Below are 21,173 nucleotides of genomic sequence, written 5' to 3' on the forward strand. Positions count from 1 at the left end.
GTGCCTTACATAGTATCTTTAAGGAAGAAAGAAAGTTATGCAGCATATACAGTTTTCCAATTTAAACCGTGAGAAATATATTGAACGGTTAAAAACGGAATTTTTTGATTTGGTAATTATCGGAGGAGGGATTACCGGGGCCGGTATAGCCTTGGATGCCGCCTCCAGGGGTTTGAAGGTGGCCCTGTTGGAGAAAAACGATTTCGCATCAGGTACCAGTAGCAAATCAACCAAACTGATTCATGGGGGTTTACGCTATTTAAAACAGTTCGATTTTTGGCTGGTCAAGGAAGTGGGGTCTGAACGTGCCATCGTCCATAAATTGGCACCCCATTTGGTATTACCGGAAAAGATGCTTTTGCCCTTGATCGAGAATGGCTCTTATGGTAAGTGGTTGACGTCCATAGGACTAAAGGTCTACGATATTTTGGCCCAAGTAAGTGGGGATGACAAACGGCAAATGTTGGAAAAAAAGGAGGCCCTAAAATTGGAGCCCCTTTTGCCCAAAAAGATATTGAATGGGGCTGGTTATTATGCCGAATATAGAACGGACGATGCCAGGCTCACCATAGAAAATATCAAGACCAGCCTTATGTTCGGGGCGAGGGCAATGAACTATGCTACGGTAACCGATTTTCTGTATAAAAACGAGAAAGTGGCCGGTGTAAAAGTACGGGATGAGGTAAGCGGGACGGATTTTGAAATCAAGTCCAACTACGTAATCAGCGCTGCGGGCCCTTGGGTAGATGACCTCAGGGTGCTCAACAATTCCAAAAAAGGTAAGCAATTGCATCTGACCAAAGGGGTCCATTTGGTATTTCCCTACGAGAAATTGCCCGTGAAGCAATCCGTTTATTTTGATATCCCCGATGGCCGAATGATGTTCGCTATCCCCCGAGGTAAAATTACGTATGTAGGTACTACGGATACCAATTATAATGACAACAAGGACAAAGTGCGTACGGATATTGCCGATGCCATCTACCTTATTTCGGCAGTGAATAATATGTTCCCGGACATTAATCTGGAACTGGATGATATCGTGTCCTCTTGGGCAGGCCTTAGGCCTTTGATTCATGAGGAAGGGAAATCGGCCTCCGAACTCTCCAGGAAGGATGAAATATTTGTATCGGATACCGGACTTATAAGCATAGCTGGGGGAAAACTCACGGGTTACCGTAAAATGGCAGAACGTGTCGTTGACAGGGTCGTTGAGAAATTAAAATCCGAAGATGATACGGAGATTAAAAAGTGTTTTACGGACAAGATTTCACTCTGTGGAAACGACACCTTTAAGAAATACAAACATGTAAAAAAGTATATCGATTCTGTCTATGAACGTATCAAGCCCGATGGTTTTTCAAAACACGATGCCTGGTTTTTGGTAACGAATTATGGGGAACAAACGGAATCCATTTTGGAGCGGTACGAAAAACGATCGGAAAAGGACAATCCTACCAAGCTTATTTTGGCCGAGTTGGAGTTTGGCATCCATAACGAAATGGTCCTGAACCCCATGGATTTCTTTATTAGACGTACGGGAAGGCTCTATTTTGACATAGAGAGTATCACCCTGTATATGGACTCGGTGCTAAAGGAATTCAAAAAGATTTTTGGTTCGGACGATGCACAACTAAAAGCTTGGAAGGAGAACTTGGAAAACGAGATCAAAGAGCATTCGGATTTTTCTTTGAATAGAAATTGAGTTTTTATATAGTCGTTTTTGCAAACCATTAAAGAATACTTAATGAAATCAAAATATTTTCTATTGATTTTAGTCTTATTTGTATTCTATGGCTGTAATCAAAAGAATTCCGGCTTTGATATTAACGTTGACTCATATGTTGATTATGATACACTTTACATTTCGGAATTAACAACTAATAATTCTTTAGCCAAAATTTACGATTTCCAAGGTAAACGAAGAGTTGAGTTAGGCTTACCTACTGTGGCAAGTATCCATACTAAAAATAAAAGTTCCCAGTACCTTACGGTATTAGCTCAAAACAAAGATTTGAATATTTACATTTCACCAGATACCATAATAAAGACAAATAATATAGCGGATTCCTTGGTTAATTTTCTATGGAAGAGCAATCTGGAATTTATTAATGATAATAGCTCTTTCATTTTTAACAAAAAAAATACTGATTCGATTCCTATTCTATTTGAAAGCTTTAGACAAAAAAGAGAGAGGGTCATAAATCTATATAGAGACGAATACAGCGAAGAAATTGCAAATATTCTTCGTTTTCAAAATGACGCTCGTATTTATTCCTTTTTGTTTTGGTTAGGTAGAATTTCAAAAGGCTTGGATGTCAAGAATAGTTTTTTTGATTTTATAGATGACATTCCAAAAGTATCTGAAACATTAAAATCACTGCCAGATATTTACCTATATAAATATGAAGTAGAGTATTTAAGAACACATGAAGGGATAGAGAGTACTACCGATTTTTTAAAATTTATTGAGGAAAAAACAGAGAATAAGGATTTGGCCGACTTTTTAAAAGCTATTTATATCAAAGCATTAATTGAGATGCCTTCATATTGGGATAAGCATGAAAAATTATTTAACTCGGTGGTTTTGACCCAAACATTAAATGCTGAAAAGAGCAACATTTATTACCATCTTATTGAGCAGTCATCCTCTTCTTTTTTCGCTTCACAAAATGGGGAGTTGGCCTATCCATTTCAGGCTGAAGATAAATTCGGCAATCAATTCGATTTAAAAGGTTCAATTGGGAAAGTAATCTTCATTGATACTTGGGCCACTTGGTGCGGTCCCTGTATCCAACATAGGGATAAAGTACTAGAACTTGCCAATAAATATAAAAACAACGAAGGTGTAGAGATTCTACTTGTTTCAGTTGATACATCAAGAGAAAAATGGAAATCGTTTTTAAAAAAGGAAAATAAAAATTTTGCGCAAAATCTGTTCATTGAAAATGGTATGAGAACCGAATTTGGTAACAACTATAATATCAAATCAATCCCCAGATACATTCTTATTGGAAAGAATGGTAAAATAATCAACTCGAATATTAAAGAACCCTCAAAAGCTGTGGAAAAGGAAATTGAGATAGCATTAATGGAAAAGTAAAAGACCACAGCACTTACTATTTTTCAACACTAGTTTCTTTAAACTAACGACCATTAAACTTCGTAAGAATATTTCTATTTGAGGGCTAGGGGGCCTTTAATCCAACTGCTCCGTTAAGGCGGCAAAAACTTTCTTGGCATTTTTGTTTTCGTACAGCACCTCGTACACCGCATCTATGATGGGAGTCTTTACCTTCTTTTTGAAATCGTTCTTTATTTGGTAGGCGCTTTTAGTGGCGTAATAGCCTTCGGCTACCATGCTCATCTCCATTTGGGCACTTTTTACGGTATATCCCTTGCCGATCATATTCCCGAACATTCGGTTTCTACTGAAGGTGGAATATCCGGTCACCAATAGATCTCCAAGATAAGCGGATTGGTTAATGTTTCGATCTATGTTGTGGATCCGTTTGGTATAGCGCTTCATTTCCCGAATCGCATTGCTCATCAACACACTTTGAAAGTTATCACCATAGCCCAATCCATGGGCAATTCCGGCCGCAATGGCATAAATGTTCTTGAGCATGGCGGCATACTCCGTACCAATAATATCCTTGGTAATCTTTGTCTTGATGTAGTTACTGGACAGGTTTTTGGCCACCAACTTCGCCTTTTTGGCATCGGCACAGGCAATGGTCAAGTAGGATAGTCGTTCCATAGCCACCTCCTCCGCATGGCAGGGCCCGGTAATGACCCCTATGTTATCAAAGGGAATGTTATAGGAATCATGGAAATGTTCCCCAACGATTTTACCGGTTTCCGGAACAATACCTTTAATGGCGGAAAAAATGATTTTGTCCACTAAGGGCTTGCTAATTTTCTCCAATTCCTGCATCAAAAATGCGGAAGGAATGGCAAAAATGAGCACATCGGCATAGCTTACAATTTCATTGATGTCATCGGTCAAAAACAACTGTTCCGTCTTAAACTCAACGGAAGTAAGATAGTTAGGATTGTGTTTCTGGATTTTTAGGTAGCCAATGGCATCGGAGTTCCGCATATACCAGCCCACCATTTCCTGATTCGCGGTCAGCATCTTTACGATGGCCGTTGCCCAACTACCCCCGCCCAATACCGCAAATTTTACATCTTTCTTCATACCCTGAATTTAACGTCGCTAATTTACCAAATTATAAATAGGCTTTTGACCCTGTATATCAAAGGGTTTGTCAATTTGGCACGGTGCTTGTTTTCTTAAAGGTATTATTAAAAGGCAAGCTTATGAGAACGATAAAATTACTTTTTGGATATACATTTATGGCCACCCTGTTGGTTTCCTGTTATGCGGATGTCATTGTAGAGGATGCCTATATTGAAGAATCGGCCTTTAATACGGATCAGGTTTTACAGTCTTATGATCTTTGGTACGTGGATATCAATCAAACGCGAGGGAACGGGGAAGTACCTTTTCTTCAGCGTGCCTTTACCGTAAGTTTTGACCGCGGTACTTTTTACGCCAACAACAATATCGTAGGGCTTGGAAAGACCGGAAACGGATTTGGAATCGATGTCGGTTTTTACGACACCTATAGGGGCGTGGTTGAAATAGACCATGATGTAGACGGACTTTGGCTGATGGAGGTGTATGCCGTAAACAGTAGTACCTTAGAGTTTTATAGCCCAGTAACAGATACATCTTACATACTTAGAGGTTATCAAATTCGTAATTTTGATTATGACCAGTTATTTAATGACAACATCGATTACTTAATACAGGAATACGATGCTTGGGAAAAATCCTATACAAGTGTGGAGGGTGAACTGAACGATTTTGATGATGAGAACTTTCTTCAATTTCTACCTAATATGTTTCGTTCATCGGCCGATGCACCGGGAACGGCCTTGGGCAGTCTGCACTGGGATTATGAAGGGAATTATCAGGTATATGACGTTGCCAACGATACTTCCCTAAAGACCCTGACTCTGGATTATGATTTTATCGGTAACGATTATTTTGAGCTTTATGTAATAAATGATGGCACCATAGAATTATACCATCCAGATAGCGGAACCATTTATGAATTTAAGGGCAGGGGCTATCAGCAGTATTTAAAGACGGGTAAAGGTGCCGTCGCCAAGAAAAGAACAAAGACCTCCAATCCTACCATGGATGTGGTGAGGAAGCGAACAAAATAGATTTAGGTTGGTTAGTTGTTAAATACCATTTCCAATTTAAAAATGAGCCAATTTACTTGTTTATTTCCCCTATGCCTTCATTCTTTGTGAAAATTGCAAAGAACCCTGGCTATTTGTAATTTCCACGGCTTTGGCACAGAAATAATTAACAGTGCAAATTTTGGTTCATTCCTAAACTAGAAATGGTATAAAACCGCCAGAAAGATTCAAACCTCTGGCGGTTTTTTCTATACAAACAACAACTAACCTTCTATTTTCCCGGTATGGCTTCGGGCCAAGATTTTCTATATTGGGATACAGTATCCCCATAACTTTTGGCGAGGGACTCCGATTCTTCTGTGGAGTATATGTCCTTTGCTTTCTTGAAGAAATCCTCTTCTTCATCCTTTAAATGGTGCTCTACCTTATCCGCTAACTTTTGCATGGTGGCCAGCCAATGAGGGGAACTCATATCGGTATCGTCCAGTTCTTCAATGAGCTCGTCCATTTCATGGTGTTCTGCCATGCCGTGCCTGGCATCTTCCTGCATCTTATCGGAATCTATCAATGGAGAATAAAAATATCGCTCTTCCGCGACTTCATGTACTTCCAATTCCTTCTTCAATTCCTCCCAGATATCCCTTCTTTCCTCAGAATCTCCCGAAGTCTTGAGTATTTTGGAGCATAATTCCCGTTGGATATCATGGTCGTCCTTGATGGCTTTATAAATGTTCATTTCTAAATCTTTTTGGGGACTCCAACGTTGTTCACAAGTAAAAAGAGGAAAAAATTGGTGTCCGGATTAATATAGAGACAAGGTAAATTAAATTTATCCTTATGCTTACCTCCATAAAAGCAAAGATTAATTCTATTGCGTTTATACGCATTCTTTGTCGGACAATGGCAAGGGTCTATAGGCAAAGTATTGCATTACTTCTTCCAAGGCCAGGCGTAGTGCTTTATTGACAGGCACTATAATATTACCCAGACGGAAATCTATTTGGTTGAGTTGCATGTAGTATTCCGTAAAGATGGGAACTGACAAACCTTGTGTTATTTTTTCGGAGGCCGAAGCAAAGTTTTCGGCCTGTCCTTCTTTGATGACCTTGCACGTGGCAAGGCGCAGTTTGCCATATTTGTCCGTATTGGCGCCATAGCCAAACAGACGACAAATAAGTCCACGATATCGGTAGGTCTTACAATGCCCTTGGTCTATAATTGAAAGTGGTTTATAATTTACACATATGGTTGTTTGAAGTTCTCGAAGGGTTTGTAACATTTTATCGGCCTCGCCGGTCAAAAACAGGTGGAATGCCCATGGTAGAAATTCTAAGGGAGAGGCCTCAATATCAGGATATGTGCAACATCTGCCACAACCGGAAAGACATCTGATTGCTGTCGTATTTTGAAAAGCAGCCGTTTCCTGATCAAGTTGGTGGAACAAATTTTCCACCAAGCTCACTTTTTGCGGTAAGGTCATCGATTTTTCGCGCGAAGGTAGATTTAAAATTGATCCGTTGGGATTTTTTGTTTCAATTTTAAATTACTGAAAAACAGTTGTTTAAAAGAATCAAATGGTCTCACCAAACGTCAACAGGTTATTGTCTGGATCCAAAAGGGAAAACTCCTTTTGCCCCCATGGTTTTAACTTCAATTTTCCGTTGGGATGGATGGCCACTTTCTGGTCCAACAGCGATTGGTAAAACCCATCTATATTATTACATCTTAAATAGACCTGACCGTAGTTTTCCAAAGGATTCAGATTCTTGAAAAGAAAGAAATGGATTTGAATGTTGTCCTTGACCAACATCAAATAATCTGGGTAATTGGAAGTACCTAAATTTTCAAAACCCAATTTTTCGATATAGTATTCACGCGTTATGGACTTGTCCCGCATGGGGAGCTTTGGATGGATGTCGGTGAGCATAGTATTTATTTTTCCATTAGTTAAGATATGTCATTCAGCTGTCAAGATTATATCCCTTTTTAAACACCGATGGATTTTCGCCCGTAATTTTCTTAAAGCTTCGGTTAAAATAGGAGAGGCTTTCAAAGCCACATTCAAAACAGGCTTCGCCCACATTTTTCCCCATCAACAACAATCGTTTTGCCTGACTGATGCGGTACTGGTTCAAAAAGGAAACAAAGGTGCTTCCTGTGGTCTTTTTGAAATAACGGCAAAAAGCAGGTTTGGTCAGTCCGCAAACATCGGCAACCTCCTCCAAGGTTATCTTTTCTTGATATCGTTCGTCAATAAGGGCATATATCTTTCGCACCCGTTTTTGTTCCTTGTTTTTGAAGGGGTTAACATAAGGTGTTTTATGTAATAGTTGAAATTCGGTACTCTGCGAAAGACGTTTCAAGATGTGCATCACGGACATAAAAAAGTCAAAGGGTTCCTGTTCATGAAGGGTTTTCATAAGCCCGCCCACTTCCTCCTTGGTCTTTCCTGAGAAAGCTACACCATAACGGGAAAGATCTAATAGTCGGTCCAATTGTTTGAGCTCCGGGTAGTCGTTCAATACGTTTTCCTTAAAACTGGGTTTTATATGAAGTACCTCTTTTTGGTACGATGTTGTAACACCATGGTCAAAATTCAAATGGGGGATATTGGAACCAATGAGCACTAGGTCGCTCCCGGTAAAGTTGGAAATATGGTCGCCTACATGTCGCTTGGCATCGGCTCCTTCAATATAAACTAGTTCCAGTTCCGGGTGAAAATGCCAATAGAAGAGATGACTCAGTTTGGGATCGTGCAACAACCGGAACGGACTCTTGGAATTGGGATTTATACTTTCTAGTTGGACTTTCATTTCACATCAATTGGGTGTTAAATATAAACGAAATTGATATTCTAATAGTTTTAATTCTTTTTTATAGTTAAAATAGTTCAAATCATCGTCAATATTACGGTGGTATCCAAAGTTAATTCCCACTAGTTTTATCCCAGTAATTAACAATCAATTAAATAGAAAATATATGCAACAGTCTAAGGAAAAGGTAGCCATGGGCAACATGGCGCATCAGGATATCCCTGGGAATCCATCCACCGCTACCAGCAGCAAGCAACAATTGAACGACCGCTCCAACGGAAAACCCTTACGAGTTTTATCTGAAGAAGATTGGAAGTTCTGGATACACAACGGCTATATAGTCATTAAGAATGCCGTTCCCAAGGAACAGGCCCAGAGGACGGCCGCTTTTCTCTGGGAGTTCGATGAGAAGGACCCCAACGATAAAAGCACCTGGTATGCGCCTCCACGGGCCGAAATGAAAATGAAGGAACTTACCGGAACGGGCATGGTTGAAGTATATAACCACCAATACCTTTGGGATAACCGCCAGACCCAAAGGGTTTATGATGCCTTTGTGGATGTTTGGGGTACCGAAAAACTTTGGGTGACCATAGATCGGGCCAACCTTAATTTTCCGCAGCGCGAAGGAGAACACAAAAAAGGTTTTATTCATTGGGATTACGACCCGGAGACCAGGCCCCAAAATGTGCAAGGCGTCCTTGCTTTGGCTGACCAAACCGATGAAAACATGGGCGGTTTTCAATGCATTCCTTGGTTATACCGAAATTATGACACTTGGAAACTGACCCAACCTGAGGACCGTGACCGTTTCCAACCGGACATAACCGGGATCGAGGATAAAATCGTGAAAGTAAAAATGGAGGCGGGCGACCTTTTGATCTTTAATAGCACGGAACCGCATGGAATCAGGCCCAATCGTTCCGGGGATAAAGTGCGTATTGCTCAGTATATTTCCATGATGCCTGCCGAGGAGGATAACGAAGCCTTGAAAAATTGGAGGATAAACTCTTGGAAAAATAGGGTGGCCCCCGAAGGCTATGCCTTTCCCGGGGATCCCAGAAACTGGGAACAGACCAAATACGAAACCGCCAAATTAACGCCGCTAGGGGAAAAATTATTGGGACTGAAGGCTTGGTAGGTTGCCAAATCGTTAATAATCATTCGGTTTCTAGGGTATCCCGCAAATAATGGTATTTTTGCGCCCTTAAAATAAAAAGACGTGCGAAAGTATTTGAATTTGTTCGATTTTAAGCAGAAGGTAGATTATAAAACGGAAATCCTCTCCGGACTCACAGTGGCCTTGGCCTTGGTGCCAGAGGCCATTGCTTTTGCACTGATTCCGGGGTTTTCTCCCTTGACCGGACTTTACGCCGCCTTTGTATTGGCCTTGGTCACCTCAATTCTTGGTGGTAGACCGGGCATGATTTCTGGGGCTACCGGAGCCGTAGCCGTTGTTTTTGTGGGGCTGATTTTGGAGCTGAAACGCAACTTTCCGGGAATCGAGCCAGAGACCATTTTGAATTATGTCTTTGCAACCGTTATCCTAGCCGGGGTTTTACAGATTGGTGCCGGCCTTTTAAGATTGGGTAAGTTTATCCGATTGGTACCACACCCGGTGATGTTCGGTTTCGTGAACGGCTTGGCCATAATAATTTTCATGGCCCAGTTCCCCAATTTTTATGATAAGACTACAGGTAATTTGCTGAGCGGAAGTCCTATGTACATTATGTTGGGTTTGACGCTTTTAACGATGCTCATCATTTGGGGCCTTCCCAAATTGACCAAGGCCGTTCCATCTTCCTTGGTGGCCATTTTAGTAGTTTCAGCCATAGTATTAGGTTTTGGTATCGATACCATGCAAGTGGCGGATATCATGGCCGAAGGCGAGAGTATCAAAGGAGGCTTTCCACCGCTTTCCATTCCCCAGTTACCTTTTACGCTGGAGACATTCAAGATCATTGTTCCCTATGCGGCCATTGTTGCCGGTGTAGGTCTGATCGAAAGTCTTTTGACCTTGAACATCATCGATGAGATAACGGAAACCCGTGGTAGCGGAAACAGGGAATGCGTGGCGCAGGGAACGGCCAATATTATGTCCGGTTTCCTTTCAGGTATGGGAGGATGTGCCATGATCGGACAGAGTTTGATAAATACCTCGGCTGGGGCCAGGGCCCGATTATCAGGAATTACCGCCGCCGTTATGTTGTTGGTTTTTATTATGTTCGGTTCCAGTTTGATAGAGCGTTTGCCCATGGCCGCTTTGGTGGGCTTGATGTTCATGGTGGCGATCGGAACGTTTGAGTGGGCCAGTTTTAAAACGTTTGGGAAAATGCCAAAATCCGATGTCGTCGTGATGGTCCTGGTTACCTTGATTACCGCAATCACCCACAATTTGGCCGTGGCCGTTCTCTTGGGAGTTATAATTTCGGCATTGGCCTATTCTTGGGAGAACGCCAAACGTATCCGTGCCAGAAAATATGTTGATGACAACGGGGTGAAGCATTATGAAATATACGGCCCCTTATTTTTTGGTTCTACGACGCTTTTTGCCGAAAAGTTCGATGTGCCCAATGACCCGGACGAGGTCATTATCGATTTTAGGGAAAGTCGGGTTGCCGATATGTCGGGCATCGAGGCTTTGAACAAGATTACGGAGCGATATGCCAAGATAGGCAAGAAGGTACATTTAAGACATTTGAGCAAGGACTGTATCCGTCTGCTTAAAAATGCGGATGAAATCATCGATGTGAACGTGATGGAAGACCCCACATACAAGGTAGTGGCCGATAAATTCTAGCAAGCAACTATATCATAAATTTTACATAGAGAAATACGATAATTGAAAGTATTATCAGAATACTGATGATTGTTACCTTAAGGTTGTACAAAGTATCTTTTTTAGCCTGATTTCGTATCCTATTCTTTATCACTTGCTGCTGAAATGGGGTAAGCTCCTTGAATTTTAACTCGGTCTTACTTGACAGGTTCTCATATTCCGCACGGATGTCCTTGAAGGTTCGTCTTTTTTTCAACAGTGCCCTGTTGGCATTTATCACTAACATTGGTTGACTTGCGGAACCCATAATTAATACTTTCTTTACTAGTGACGATTTCACGACTTTTGTTACAGGTGTAATTTCTTTTTAAGGCCTCGTCTAATTATCGGGACTGTACGTTTAAAAAGTGAAGAGTTGAAAAAACCGACGATTAAAATTGGTGATGTACTATTCGGCGTGTTCATTGTATTGCTGATTATTCCCCAAACAAGGATTCCCATAATGGTCATGGTCAACAGGTTAAAGGTAGAACTGTTTTCACCAAGTCTAGCCTCTGAAAAGGAACAAATACAATTGGAACCCTTTATCTATGAAGTTGAAAATTTGCAAGGTGAATCGGTCAATACTAAAGTGGGTGATGGAAACATAACGTTTATAAGTTATTGGGCAACCTGGTGCCCGCCCTGTATCGCAGAACTTCCCAGTATCGATGCCTTGTATGGGCATTATGGGGACAAGATTGATTTTCTGATGATTTCGGATGAACATCCGGAGAAAATAAATTTGTTTTTGGAGAAGAGGAATTTTTCAGTACCTGCCGTGGTTTCCAAATTGAATCCTCCAAAGGACCTTTATGAAAAGACCATACCTACAAATTATATCATCGACCACACGGGAAAAATTGTTGTCAAGGAAAAAGGAGCATCCAACTGGAACAGCAAAAAAGTCAGAAACCTAATGGATGCGCTGATTGCGGAACGTGAAGCATCGGCAAAATAACTACCTCACGGGGCAAGCCCAGGAGGATTTCGTTATAATCAAGTTTTCAATTTCGAGATTAGCCCTATGTATTAAACCCTTTGGCAGAGCCAATAAAAAAACCCTTTCCAAAAATTAGAAAGGGTTTCTGTTTATAGGTTCAGCCATAATTATAAGGTACGAAGATATTCGGCTACGCTCCTTGCCTCATCTTCCGTAAGGTTTTGGTTCAGCATGATGGCGTTGTTGTACTCTTTCAATAATGCTTTGGCAATAGGATCTTCCTTGAGCATCCCATCTGGGTTCAAGATCATGTTCATTACCCACTCCGGACTCCTTCTTTCATACACCCCTTTCAAGGCAGGACCGATCATACGTTGTTCCGCCATGTGGCAAGCGGTACAAATGGCCTGGAATTTCTCCTCGCCCGCTGCGGCAAGGTCGGCATCGATTTCATCGCCAAACTCGACACTGGTTATGGGGCCTACACCTTTGTTGTCCATATCCACGGGGACACCACCGCTGGTTTCCGTAGCCTTAATTTCCTCTTTCTTGGTACGGTTCATTTCAAAACCATCCTTCTTTTCTTCTTTCTTTTCGCCACAGCTTACTACCAAGGCGCCAAGGGCCAATAAGGTGAATAATTTTCGCATTTCTTTTATGATTTTAATCTTAATAATTGTTGGAAGGACTAAGATATGAATTTTTATTTGTTAGGGGAGTTTTTTAATAAGCCCCGATCAAACTAACGTATTAAAAAAATCCAAGGAGCGCTGTTCCGTATACGTAATGTTCCTGTCCCCATAAAAACCCACATGTCCCCCGTATTTAGGTATCTCAAAATGAATGTTTTTATTATGTTCCGCTTCTTTCACTGGGTAACAGGCTTTGCCCAAAAAGGAGTCGTTGGCGGCATTCACGATTAGAGTGCTAACGGTAATGGAAGGTAGAAATTGAAGACAGCTACATTTTGCGTAATAATCCATGGCATCCTTAAATCCATGGGCTCTACTGGTATAAATATCGTCAAAATCCTTCAGGGTTTTTACGCGCTTAATATCCCTTTTGGCAATTTTATCCGGAAATAATTCCTCCTTGATTTTTAATTTTTCGATGAGGTTCCCTTTAAATCGCTTGGCATACAAAACATTTTTAAACTGCAACAATTGTGCGAGCGAATCTGCCAATTGACAAGGCACCGAAATGGCCGCCGCGCCCTTAATTTCCTCTGGAACATCGTCATTTTCGCCCAAATATTTTAAAAGCAGGTTAGCACCCAGGCTAAACCCGTAAAGATATATTTGTGCAAACCCGTCCAACTTCAAAATATGGTCAATAACATCTTGGAGGTCTTCCGTGGCCCCGGAGTGGTAGGAGCGATAACGTTCGTTGGGTACGCCGCTGCACCCCCTGAGATTTACGGCGCAGACATCAAAAGTGTTCTCGCTTAAAATCTTGGCCGCACCTTGCACATAGGCCCTTTGGGCATCCCCTTCCAAACCGTGGAGAATGATACAGACCTTTTTTGAAGGGATGGTGGCATAACTCCAATCCAAATCCAAAAAATCACCGTCCGAAAGCAGGATCCGTTCCCGGACTTGGGTTAAACCCGTTACCTTTCTGAAAAGTCCGTTATAAATGGTGGAAAAGTGACTGTGCCTGAACAGTAATGGAGGATTATACTTTGAAGAAATTAGGGGCATATTGATTACTTCGGAAATATTTCCAACACTTTGATCTGTTCCTCGATCGCCTTTTTGAATACTGATTTTAAATTGGCCACCAATTTGGAGACGGGTAGCGTGTCCTCGATCGTGGCTACCCCTTGACCGGCGGACCAAATGGTTTTCCAGGCCTTGGCCTCTGTATCCAATTCCTTCCCAAAGTCTATTTTAGTATCTTTTTTTAAATCTTCCTCGGTAATCCCTGCTGCCTTTAGACTTGCGCCTAAAAAATTGGCATGCACACCGGATATCGCCGCTGTATAGATAACATCGCTCGCGCCCGCATTTATGATCATTTCCCGATATTCTGGAGTTGCCTTGCTTTCTTCGGTATTGATAAATCGGGTACCCATGTAGGCCAAATCCGCACCCATTTGAAGGGCCGATGCAATATCCCTCCCGGTACTTATGCATCCGGAGAGGATAATGGTTTTGGTATAGAATTTTTTAATTTCCGATACCAGGGTCATAGGATTGATGGTGCCCGCATGGCCCCCTGCCCCGGCCGCCACTAAAATAAGTCCGTCCACCCCTGCTTCCACGGCCTTTTCGGCATGTCTTTTTTTAATGACATCGTGAAATACCAATCCGCCATAACTGTGTATGGCATCCACAACCTGGGATACCGCACCCAAGGAGGTAATGATCAATGGTACCTTATGTTTGATACATAGTTTTAGATCTGCCTCCAACCTTGGATTGGTTTGATGGACAATGAGGTTTACGCCAAAGGGAGCCGCTTTTTTTCCGGTTTCTTCCTCATATTCCTGTAAGGCTGATTTTATTTCTATCAACCATGCTTCGAATCCTTCGCTAGTACGCTGGTTCAATGCCGGAAAAGTGCCAACGATCCCATTTTTACAACATTCTATGACCAGTTGTGGCCCGGAAATGAGGAACATGGGGGCGGCGATTACGGGTAAGGACAGGTTTTGGATAAAAGGTGCTTTTGATGCCATAATATTTTTTGTTGATTTCAAAATTTAAGTAAAAAAGCGGAACGAATCTAGTTTGTTTAACCAAAACTATGGTATTTTTATGAGGTATTATGCATGCATAACAAAAAACGATTCGGAATGTACTTGAAAGATTTTGAGATACGGTGGAGCGATGTGGATGCCAATCGACATTTGGCAAACTCGGCGTACCTAAATTATATGAGCCACACCCGTATGGCCTTTTTGATGGAAATTGGTTTTGACCATAGCACCTTGGCAAAACATGAAATAGGACCCGTTGTATTTTACGAGCATATCTATTACTTCAAGGAAGCCTTTCCTGGAAAGCCCATTAAAGTGTCTATGGAAATTATGGGTATGAGCGAGGATGCCAAATTTTTTGAATTTCATCACAACTTTTACAACCATAAAGGGGAAAACTTTGCTCATTGTGAAATGATGGGTGCCTGGATGGATTTAAAAACTCGAAAGCTAACGGGACTTTCGGAGGATTTTCTAGTTACTTTCAAGAATGTGGAAAAGGGCGAGGGCTTTCGAATTTTGTCCAAGGAAGATACCCGTAAATTTTCCAAAACTCCCAAAAATTTATAGATTTATCTTTTAAGAATTTAGCTACATTCTTCCCCCGGAATGGCAGTTTGTTTTAGTAGGATTTAATTTAATAATTTATCTAATGATAGAACAGGCAGTCAAGTGTTCCGAAATAGTTTACACAAAGTTCCGTAAACTAATTGTAACAAAAGGGATACTTCCCGGTGAACCTATTTGTCAAATCAAACTTTCACAACTCTTAAATACAAATATCGATTGCTTAAATGAGGCTGTTAATAAACTTTGCAAAGAGTCATTTGTCACCCTCAATTCAAGCAAGAAAATTATGATCAGGGAAGTTAGTACAAAAGAGATCATAGATATTTTGGATTGTAGAATTGCGTTGGAAACAAAAGCAATTAAGCTCTTTACATTGAGGGCGCCACAGGCGAGGATAGACGATTTACGAAACTTGATGGTACCTTTTGAAAAGGGACCTCAGAACGGTTATGTTTTCCATAAAATTTATCGAATATTCCATGAGCTTATCGTAATAAATTGTGGTAACGATTTGTTAATAAAACTCTTCAATCAATCTAACTTCTGGCCTACCTTGGAGCTTATAGGATTTACGCGTCCACTTATGGAAATATTACAGGAACATTTGGACTTAGTCTCTGCCGTGCATAACAGGGATGCCAACAAAGCTGCGGAACTCATGCAAGAACACTTTGAGCGTTGTAGATTATCTGTTCTTTAATAATTTTCCGATTTTAATTTGGCTTTGGCCCTAATTGGTTTTCTACTGGCTAGATAGACTCCTGCAAGAACAAGAAGTGCGGCCGCCATTTTTATCGCGCTCAAGCTGTCCTTTCCCGTTCCTATGGCAAATAAAATACCTATTAAAGGTTGAAGGTAGGTAAAGGCACTTACAGATGATGCCTTTAACTGTGTCAACGCAAAAACATTGAATAAATAAGTTAAAAAAGTGGTGCCAATTACAACAAATGCAATTGATGCATAAATTTCCGGAGGTATTGAAGACCATTTTATGGCGGCCACCTCGGTAAACGTAATGGGGAAATTGACAATAACCGCAATGGTAAAAAGCCATTTCATCAAAGTTAAGGGATGGTATTTTTCTATGAGTTTTTTAACTAGAATGAGATACGTACCGTAAGCAGTGGCATTTACGATTAAAAGGATATTTCCTAACGGAATATTTGGGGCGTCCTGTCGACTTTCAGCTCCCATTAAGATTAGTAAAATAGCTCCTACAAAACCCATGAGGATACCGCACGCTTTTTGCCATGTTATTTTTTCCTGTATCCATACGGCTGACAGAATCACAACGATAATTGGGGTGATGGTCACCAAAACGGAACTGTTTATGGGCGTGGACAACTGAAGTCCCTTGAAAAAGGCCAACATGTTGATGACCATTCCAAAAATGGAACAGATTGCGAGTCGGCCCCAATCCCTTTTCGCAATTTTTTCCTTAGGGCCCAGTACGGAGAAAACCCAGAACAATACGGCCGCACCGGTCACCCGAAGCATTATAAACCCAAAGGGCTGCACATAATTGGGCATAACCCCTTTGGCAATGGTGTGGTTGAGGGCGTAAATGGTGGTGGCTCCCAATGCGGCAAATAGGGCCAGCGTTCTTCGGCTCACGAATGAATAGCTTCTTTGGCCGTTTCTACGGTCTTTTTACTGTTGCCAATGAAAATTTCGTTGTCCACAACGATGACAGGTCTCTTTAGAAAGGTGTAATGGTCCAAAATCAGGTTTTTGAAATCCGTTTCCCCAAGTTCCTGTTCGTGCAGGCCTCTTTGCCTGAAGAGCATGGCCCTCTTACTGAACAGCGCTTCGTAACTATGGGATAGGGAATGCATTTCTTCCAGTTGTGCTTCGGTAATAGGTGCCGACTTTATATCCTGGAGTTCAAATCCATCCAAGGGTTCAAGTTCCTTCAGAATTTTTTGGCAGGTATTACAGGTGCTTAGGTGGTATATTTTTTTTCCCATCTTGTATAGAATTGAAACACAAAGAAACCCAAATCTGATTAAATGTGCTATTTTTAGGCATCATTTAAATACAATCGATTTGCAAAGTCAATTAGCGATTACCTTACAAAATAGAAAACATTTGCACCAGGTTCTAACACAGACCCCAAAAGCGGTTTTGTTGAAGATACCCAACGGCTTTAGAAACAACATCTGGTGGAACATCGCCCATGTTGTCGTTACGCAACAGATATTGGTATATAAGTTCAGCGGACTCCAAATGCGGGTCCCAGATGCTCTTGTAGAAAAATTTATGAAGGGTACCGCCCCGGACGGGACCGCGACCGATGAGGAAATTAAGATTGTTGCCGATTTTCTGATCTCCACCATTACTTGGACCAAACAGGATTTGGAAGAAGGTTTGTTCAAAGAGTACAAACCATATACCACAAGTGCCGGCTTTCAATTGGATACCCTCCAGGATGCAATCAATTTTAACCTGTTTCATGAAGGTTTGCACATGGCGACCATCATGACCCAAAGAAGACTATTGAAAAAAGGTTCCTAAAATGTCTGTAGCGTAAGGAACTTTTGGATTTCCTCAAAGGGAAAGGTCAATATAATGGGGCCATCCGCATAGGAGGCCACTTCATATTGTTCGTAAAACAATTGTAGGCCTTCGTTGGTAAAGCCCATGTTCTCGGGTAGGTAAAACATATCCTCTTCGAACATGAAACCCGTGCTGTTAATGGATTCTGTGGATGAAATACCTTCTTGCTCCCGGAATTTAGCTTCGGCATAACCTTCAAAATCCAATATGTCCTTAAAAAGCTCCTCATTGTTAAGTTCCGTTGCCTTTGTTTTGTCAAAGTTCAAAAAGCGGATACTGCCATAGCCATGGGCTCCACCCGTAAATAGGTAATAATCTAAGCGGATGGTCAACATCCGTTCATTTTCAAAGGTTACCTCCCCATTGATGGACGCTTCCCATTGCGTGGACTCCTCGGGAAACTTTTCCTTCAATTTGGCAAACTCGTTCTGGAACGATTTTATCGCCATATCGATGGAACTGGCATCCACTGCATCGTCATATTTTAGGATAAAAATAATTTCTTCCCTTAGGGCAGTGTTGATTGTTTCGTCTAATTTCTTGTTGCCTATGGCCTTTGGTATGGAAATGCTTACCGAGGCACAGTTGGCGCAGGGCTCGTTCCCAAAATTGGAAGGTTCAAAAACGAGGCTGTTGTCATTTTTACAACCCATGAATATCAGGCTAAATAGGAATAAGGAAAGTAGTCGTTTCATGCGTTTAATAGTAGGTTCATAGCTTGATTTTAAATAGTTCCTTAGGTAGAAGTATGTAGTTTAACATAAAAGTTCCCTCTATGAGGATTTCATGCTTGTAGTTCTAACTACGACAAATGTAAAGCTTCATTGTAATCCAAAAAAGATAACGATACATTTGTAGGAATAATAATAAGAATGGCTGCCAATAAAATGAGATTCAACAGTAAGGTGATTCATGGAGGTCAAGAACCCGATAAGGCCTATGGTGCCGTGATGCCGCCTATTTATCAAACATCGACCTTTGCCCAAACTTCTCCAGGTAACCACAGGGGATTTCAGTATTCAAGAAGTGCGAACCCTACCAGAACGGCCTTGGAGAACGCAATGGCCAGTATAGAAAATGGAAATTACGGACTGGCCTTTGCCAGTGGCTTGGCAGCGATCGATGCGGTATTAAAGTTATTAAATCCGGGTGACGAGGTCATTTCCACCAACGACCTTTATGGGGGCAGTTATCGCCTGTTCAAGAAAATTTTTGAAAATTATGGCATCGTTTTTCATTTTATGGATATGGAAGAAGTTTCCCTTGTTCAGGATCAAATAAATGAGAGAACAAAAATGATTTGGTTGGAAACACCAACAAATCCCTTAATGAACATTATCGATATTGAAGCGGTTTCCCAATTAGCAACGGCAAACGGACTATTGTTGGCGGTTGACAACACCTTTGCCACGCCCTATCTGCAAAAGCCCTTGGACCTTGGTGCCGATATCGTTATGCACTCGGCCACCAAATATTTGGGAGGCCATAGTGATGTGGTTTTGGGGGCCTTGGTGGTAAAGGACGAAGAACTGGCCAAGAGATTGTATTTTATCCAAAATGCCAGCGGTGCCGTATCCGGACCCATGGACAGTTTTTTGGTGTTACGGGGCATTAAGACCTTACATGTCCGCATGCAAAGGCATTGTGAGAATGCGGAGGCCATCGCACATTTTCTGCGAAAGCATCCCAAGGTAGATACGGTGTATTGGCCCGGATTTGAGGAACATCCCAATCACGACATCGCTAAAAAGCAGATGGTGAACTTTGGTGGGATGCTATCCTTTGTACCAAAAGGAAGTGATTATAAAGTGACCCTACAATTTGTGGAAAGGCTAAAAATATTCACGTTGGCGGAATCTTTGGGCGGCGTGGAGAGTTTGGTAGGGCATCCCGCAAGCATGAGCCATGGAAGTATGTCCAAACAGGAACGCGATAAGGCTGGTATAGCAGATGCTTTGATACGTCTGAGTGTTGGAATTGAGGATGTTGACGACCTAATTGAGGATTTATCGCAAGCTTTGGATGAATCGCTCATTTAATGTAGTATTTGTAGGGAAACCCTATTTATTTTTCAGGGATATTAAATGTTTGTCGTAAATACCATAATTTTTAGCGTATTATGAAATATTTAGGTTTATAATTATAATAATAACATAATTTTGCCGATATATTTTGAATTCAATAATTTAAAACGACATTAATGAGCTCAATACAAGCAAAAATAGATGCATTCATGGATGAGGTGAAGGCCCGAAACGGGCACGAACCGGAATTCATCCAAGCCGTTCAGGAAGTAGCGGATACCGTTATACCTTATATTGCCGAACAGGAAATTTACAACGGAAAGAACATTCTTTTGAGAATGGTGGAACCGGAACGATTGGTTTCCTTTAGGGTGGCATGGGTTGACGATGAAGGTGAAATCCATGTAAATAGGGGATATAGGATTCAAATGAATTCCGCTATTGGTCCGTACAAGGGCGGTTTGCGTTTTCACCCAACGGTAAATGCCAGTATCCTTAAATTTTTGGCTTTTGAGCAGGTATTCAAAAATAGTTTGACCACCCTTCCCATGGGGGGCGGTAAAGGGGGATCCGATTTTGACCCCAAGGGAAAATCTGACGATGAGGTAATGCGTTTCTGCCATGCCTTTATGTTGGAACTTAACAGACATATTGGACCTAATACCGATGTGCCGGCAGGTGATATTGGCGTTGGCGCCCGGGAAATTGGATACTTGTTTGGGATGTACAAGAAAATTAGGAACGAGTTTACCGGGGTATTGACTGGGAAAGGACTTTCATGGGGCGGTTCCAAAATTCGTCCTGAGGCTACCGGTTATGGTACGGTTTATTTTGCCGAAAACATGTTGAAAACCAAAAACGAAAATCTTGACGGCAAAACGGTGGTGATTTCCGGATCTGGTAACGTAGCCCAGTTTGCTGCCGAAAAGGTAATCCAATTGGGCGGTAAGGTCGTAACCCTATCGGATTCAGGTGGTTACATCTATGATTCCGATGGAATCGATACGGACAAACTGAAGTTCGTAATGGATCTAAAGAACAACAAAAGGGGACGTATTTCTGAGTATGTAAAGAAATACCCTAATGCCAAATATCACGATGGTAAAACCCCATGGGACGTTAAATGCGATATTGCCCTGCCCTGTGCCACCCAGAACGAGTTGAATAAAGAGGATGCCAAAAAACTCTTGGAAAACGGTTGTATATGTGTTGCCGAAGGGGCCAATATGCCCTGTACCGCCGATGCCGTCCATGCCTTCCACGATGCAAAAATCCTTTTTGCCCCAGGAAAGGCTTCCAATGCAGGTGGTGTTGCCACTTCCGGACTCGAAATGTCCCAAAACTCCTTGCGTATTAGTTGGACCCGCGAAGAGGTCGATGAGCGTTTGAAGGGCATTATGTCTGATATACACGACTCTTGTATCGAATACGGTATGGAGGAAAATGGCTATTGCAATTATGTAAAAGGTGCCAATATCGCTGGGTTCGTGAAAGTTGCGGATGCCATGTTGGCCCAAGGGGTTATTTAAAC

The 21,173-nt window shown here is 41.6% G+C and carries 23 protein-coding genes; 11 read left to right on the forward strand and 12 right to left on the reverse strand.

Annotation, left to right across the window (positions count from 1 at the left end):
* Nucleotides 1-37 precede the first annotated feature (37 nt).
* The gene (locus FEK29_RS02565) at nucleotides 38-1,705 is read left to right on the forward strand and encodes a glycerol-3-phosphate dehydrogenase/oxidase (protein ID WP_138256827.1); all 1,668 of its coding nucleotides are present in this window, start codon (nucleotides 38-40) and stop codon (nucleotides 1,703-1,705) included.
* A gap of 42 nt (nucleotides 1,706-1,747) precedes the next feature.
* A complete protein-coding gene (locus tag FEK29_RS02570) occupies nucleotides 1,748-3,103 on the forward strand; it encodes a TlpA family protein disulfide reductase (RefSeq protein WP_138256828.1) in 1,356 nt (451 codons plus the stop codon).
* A gap of 96 nt (nucleotides 3,104-3,199) precedes the next feature.
* Here the strand turns inward: FEK29_RS02570 and FEK29_RS02575 are convergent, their stop codons facing one another.
* The gene (locus FEK29_RS02575; protein WP_138256829.1) at nucleotides 3,200-4,201 is read right to left on the reverse strand and encodes an NAD(P)H-dependent glycerol-3-phosphate dehydrogenase; all 1,002 of its coding nucleotides are present in this window, start codon (nucleotides 4,199-4,201) and stop codon (nucleotides 3,200-3,202) included.
* Nucleotides 4,202-4,323: 122 nt separating this feature from the next.
* On the opposite strand from FEK29_RS02575, the gene FEK29_RS02580 reads away from it, so the two are divergent.
* A complete protein-coding gene (locus tag FEK29_RS02580) occupies nucleotides 4,324-5,238 on the forward strand; it encodes a nicotinic acid mononucleotide adenyltransferase (protein WP_138256830.1) in 915 nt (304 codons plus the stop codon).
* A gap of 250 nt (nucleotides 5,239-5,488) precedes the next feature.
* Here FEK29_RS02580 and FEK29_RS02585 read toward each other — a convergent pair whose 3' ends face one another.
* The 4 genes from FEK29_RS02585 to FEK29_RS02600 all read right to left on the reverse strand — a co-directional run bounded on the left by FEK29_RS02585 (nucleotide 5,489) and on the right by FEK29_RS02600 (nucleotide 8,030).
* Nucleotides 5,489-5,953 carry a hemerythrin domain-containing protein gene (locus FEK29_RS02585; protein ID WP_138256831.1) on the reverse strand — a complete coding sequence of 155 codons (465 nt, stop codon included), beginning with the start codon at nucleotides 5,951-5,953 and terminating at the stop codon, nucleotides 5,489-5,491.
* 141 nt (nucleotides 5,954-6,094) lie between these two features.
* A complete protein-coding gene (locus FEK29_RS02590; RefSeq protein WP_138256832.1) occupies nucleotides 6,095-6,697 on the reverse strand; it encodes a YkgJ family cysteine cluster protein in 603 nt (200 codons plus the stop codon).
* 90 nt (nucleotides 6,698-6,787) lie between these two features.
* Nucleotides 6,788-7,144 (reverse strand): bleomycin resistance protein, encoded by a 357-nt coding sequence (locus FEK29_RS02595; RefSeq protein ID WP_138256833.1) that lies wholly within the window; start codon nucleotides 7,142-7,144, stop codon nucleotides 6,788-6,790.
* A 34-nt stretch (nucleotides 7,145-7,178) separates the two neighbouring features.
* Nucleotides 7,179-8,030 (reverse strand): AraC family transcriptional regulator, encoded by an 852-nt coding sequence (locus tag FEK29_RS02600; protein ID WP_138256834.1) that lies wholly within the window; start codon nucleotides 8,028-8,030, stop codon nucleotides 7,179-7,181.
* A gap of 166 nt (nucleotides 8,031-8,196) precedes the next feature.
* Here FEK29_RS02600 and FEK29_RS02605 point away from each other — a divergent pair, with 166 nt between their 5' ends.
* Both FEK29_RS02605 and FEK29_RS02610 read left to right on the forward strand, forming a co-directional pair.
* Nucleotides 8,197-9,171, forward strand: a complete 975-nt coding sequence (locus FEK29_RS02605; protein WP_138256835.1) for a phytanoyl-CoA dioxygenase family protein — start codon at nucleotides 8,197-8,199, stop codon at nucleotides 9,169-9,171.
* 81 nt (nucleotides 9,172-9,252) lie between these two features.
* Complete coding sequence (locus tag FEK29_RS02610) at nucleotides 9,253-10,830, forward strand: SulP family inorganic anion transporter (protein WP_138256836.1); 1,578 nt, start codon at nucleotides 9,253-9,255, stop codon at nucleotides 10,828-10,830.
* Nucleotides 10,831-10,837: 7 nt separating this feature from the next.
* Here FEK29_RS02610 and FEK29_RS02615 read toward each other — a convergent pair whose 3' ends face one another.
* The gene (locus FEK29_RS02615) at nucleotides 10,838-11,065 is read right to left on the reverse strand and encodes a hypothetical protein (protein ID WP_138256837.1); all 228 of its coding nucleotides are present in this window, start codon (nucleotides 11,063-11,065) and stop codon (nucleotides 10,838-10,840) included.
* Nucleotides 11,066-11,224: 159 nt separating this feature from the next.
* Between FEK29_RS02615 and FEK29_RS02620 the strand changes: the two genes are divergently transcribed.
* A complete protein-coding gene (locus FEK29_RS02620) occupies nucleotides 11,225-11,809 on the forward strand; it encodes a TlpA family protein disulfide reductase (protein ID WP_138256838.1) in 585 nt (194 codons plus the stop codon).
* A gap of 149 nt (nucleotides 11,810-11,958) precedes the next feature.
* Here FEK29_RS02620 and FEK29_RS02625 read toward each other — a convergent pair whose 3' ends face one another.
* From FEK29_RS02625 to FEK29_RS02635, 3 genes are all read right to left on the reverse strand, one after another.
* A complete protein-coding gene (locus FEK29_RS02625; RefSeq protein WP_138256839.1) occupies nucleotides 11,959-12,441 on the reverse strand; it encodes a c-type cytochrome in 483 nt (160 codons plus the stop codon).
* Between the two features lie 87 nt (nucleotides 12,442-12,528).
* A complete protein-coding gene (locus tag FEK29_RS02630) occupies nucleotides 12,529-13,491 on the reverse strand; it encodes a YheT family hydrolase (RefSeq protein WP_138256840.1) in 963 nt (320 codons plus the stop codon).
* Nucleotides 13,492-13,496: 5 nt separating this feature from the next.
* Complete coding sequence (locus tag FEK29_RS02635) at nucleotides 13,497-14,471, reverse strand: NAD(P)H-dependent flavin oxidoreductase (protein WP_138256841.1); 975 nt, start codon at nucleotides 14,469-14,471, stop codon at nucleotides 13,497-13,499.
* A 117-nt stretch (nucleotides 14,472-14,588) separates the two neighbouring features.
* On the opposite strand from FEK29_RS02635, the gene FEK29_RS02640 reads away from it, so the two are divergent.
* Nucleotides 14,589-15,062, forward strand: coding sequence for an acyl-CoA thioesterase (locus tag FEK29_RS02640; RefSeq protein WP_138256842.1), 474 nt, complete (start codon nucleotides 14,589-14,591; stop codon nucleotides 15,060-15,062).
* A 286-nt stretch (nucleotides 15,063-15,348) separates the two neighbouring features.
* Entirely contained in the window at nucleotides 15,349-15,762 is a 414-nt protein-coding gene (locus tag FEK29_RS02645) for a GntR family transcriptional regulator (RefSeq protein ID WP_161595303.1), read from the forward strand.
* Here the strand turns inward: FEK29_RS02645 and FEK29_RS02650 are convergent.
* Both FEK29_RS02650 and FEK29_RS02655 read right to left on the reverse strand, forming a co-directional pair.
* The gene (locus tag FEK29_RS02650; RefSeq protein ID WP_138256844.1) at nucleotides 15,759-16,676 is read right to left on the reverse strand and encodes a DMT family transporter; all 918 of its coding nucleotides are present in this window, start codon (nucleotides 16,674-16,676) and stop codon (nucleotides 15,759-15,761) included. The two genes, FEK29_RS02645 and FEK29_RS02650, sit on opposite strands and share 4 nt — an antisense overlap.
* A complete protein-coding gene (locus FEK29_RS02655; protein WP_138256845.1) occupies nucleotides 16,673-17,029 on the reverse strand; it encodes an arsenate reductase family protein in 357 nt (118 codons plus the stop codon). The genes FEK29_RS02650 and FEK29_RS02655 overlap by 4 nt, the downstream gene beginning before the upstream one ends.
* A gap of 79 nt (nucleotides 17,030-17,108) precedes the next feature.
* Here FEK29_RS02655 and FEK29_RS02660 point away from each other — a divergent pair, with 79 nt between their 5' ends.
* Nucleotides 17,109-17,576 carry a DinB family protein gene (locus tag FEK29_RS02660; RefSeq protein WP_138256846.1) on the forward strand — a complete coding sequence of 156 codons (468 nt, stop codon included), beginning with the start codon at nucleotides 17,109-17,111 and terminating at the stop codon, nucleotides 17,574-17,576.
* Here the strand turns inward: FEK29_RS02660 and FEK29_RS02665 are convergent.
* Nucleotides 17,573-18,313: a DUF3298 and DUF4163 domain-containing protein gene (locus FEK29_RS02665; protein ID WP_138256847.1), complete on the reverse strand. Its 741-nt coding sequence runs from the start codon at nucleotides 18,311-18,313 to the stop codon at nucleotides 17,573-17,575. The two genes, FEK29_RS02660 and FEK29_RS02665, sit on opposite strands and share 4 nt — an antisense overlap.
* A gap of 177 nt (nucleotides 18,314-18,490) precedes the next feature.
* Here FEK29_RS02665 and FEK29_RS02670 point away from each other — a divergent pair, with 177 nt between their 5' ends.
* Nucleotides 18,491-19,657 (forward strand): cystathionine gamma-synthase, encoded by a 1,167-nt coding sequence (locus FEK29_RS02670; protein WP_240042642.1) that lies wholly within the window; start codon nucleotides 18,491-18,493, stop codon nucleotides 19,655-19,657.
* 170 nt (nucleotides 19,658-19,827) lie between these two features.
* Nucleotides 19,828-21,171, forward strand: a complete 1,344-nt coding sequence (gdhA, locus tag FEK29_RS02675) for an NADP-specific glutamate dehydrogenase (RefSeq protein WP_138257328.1) — start codon at nucleotides 19,828-19,830, stop codon at nucleotides 21,169-21,171.
* Nucleotides 21,172-21,173 lie beyond the last annotated feature (2 nt).

Origin of the sequence: Maribacter aurantiacus, assembly GCF_005780245.1 — a bacterium.
In the GTDB taxonomy this organism is placed as follows: Bacteria; Bacteroidota; Bacteroidia; order Flavobacteriales; family Flavobacteriaceae; genus Maribacter; species Maribacter flavus.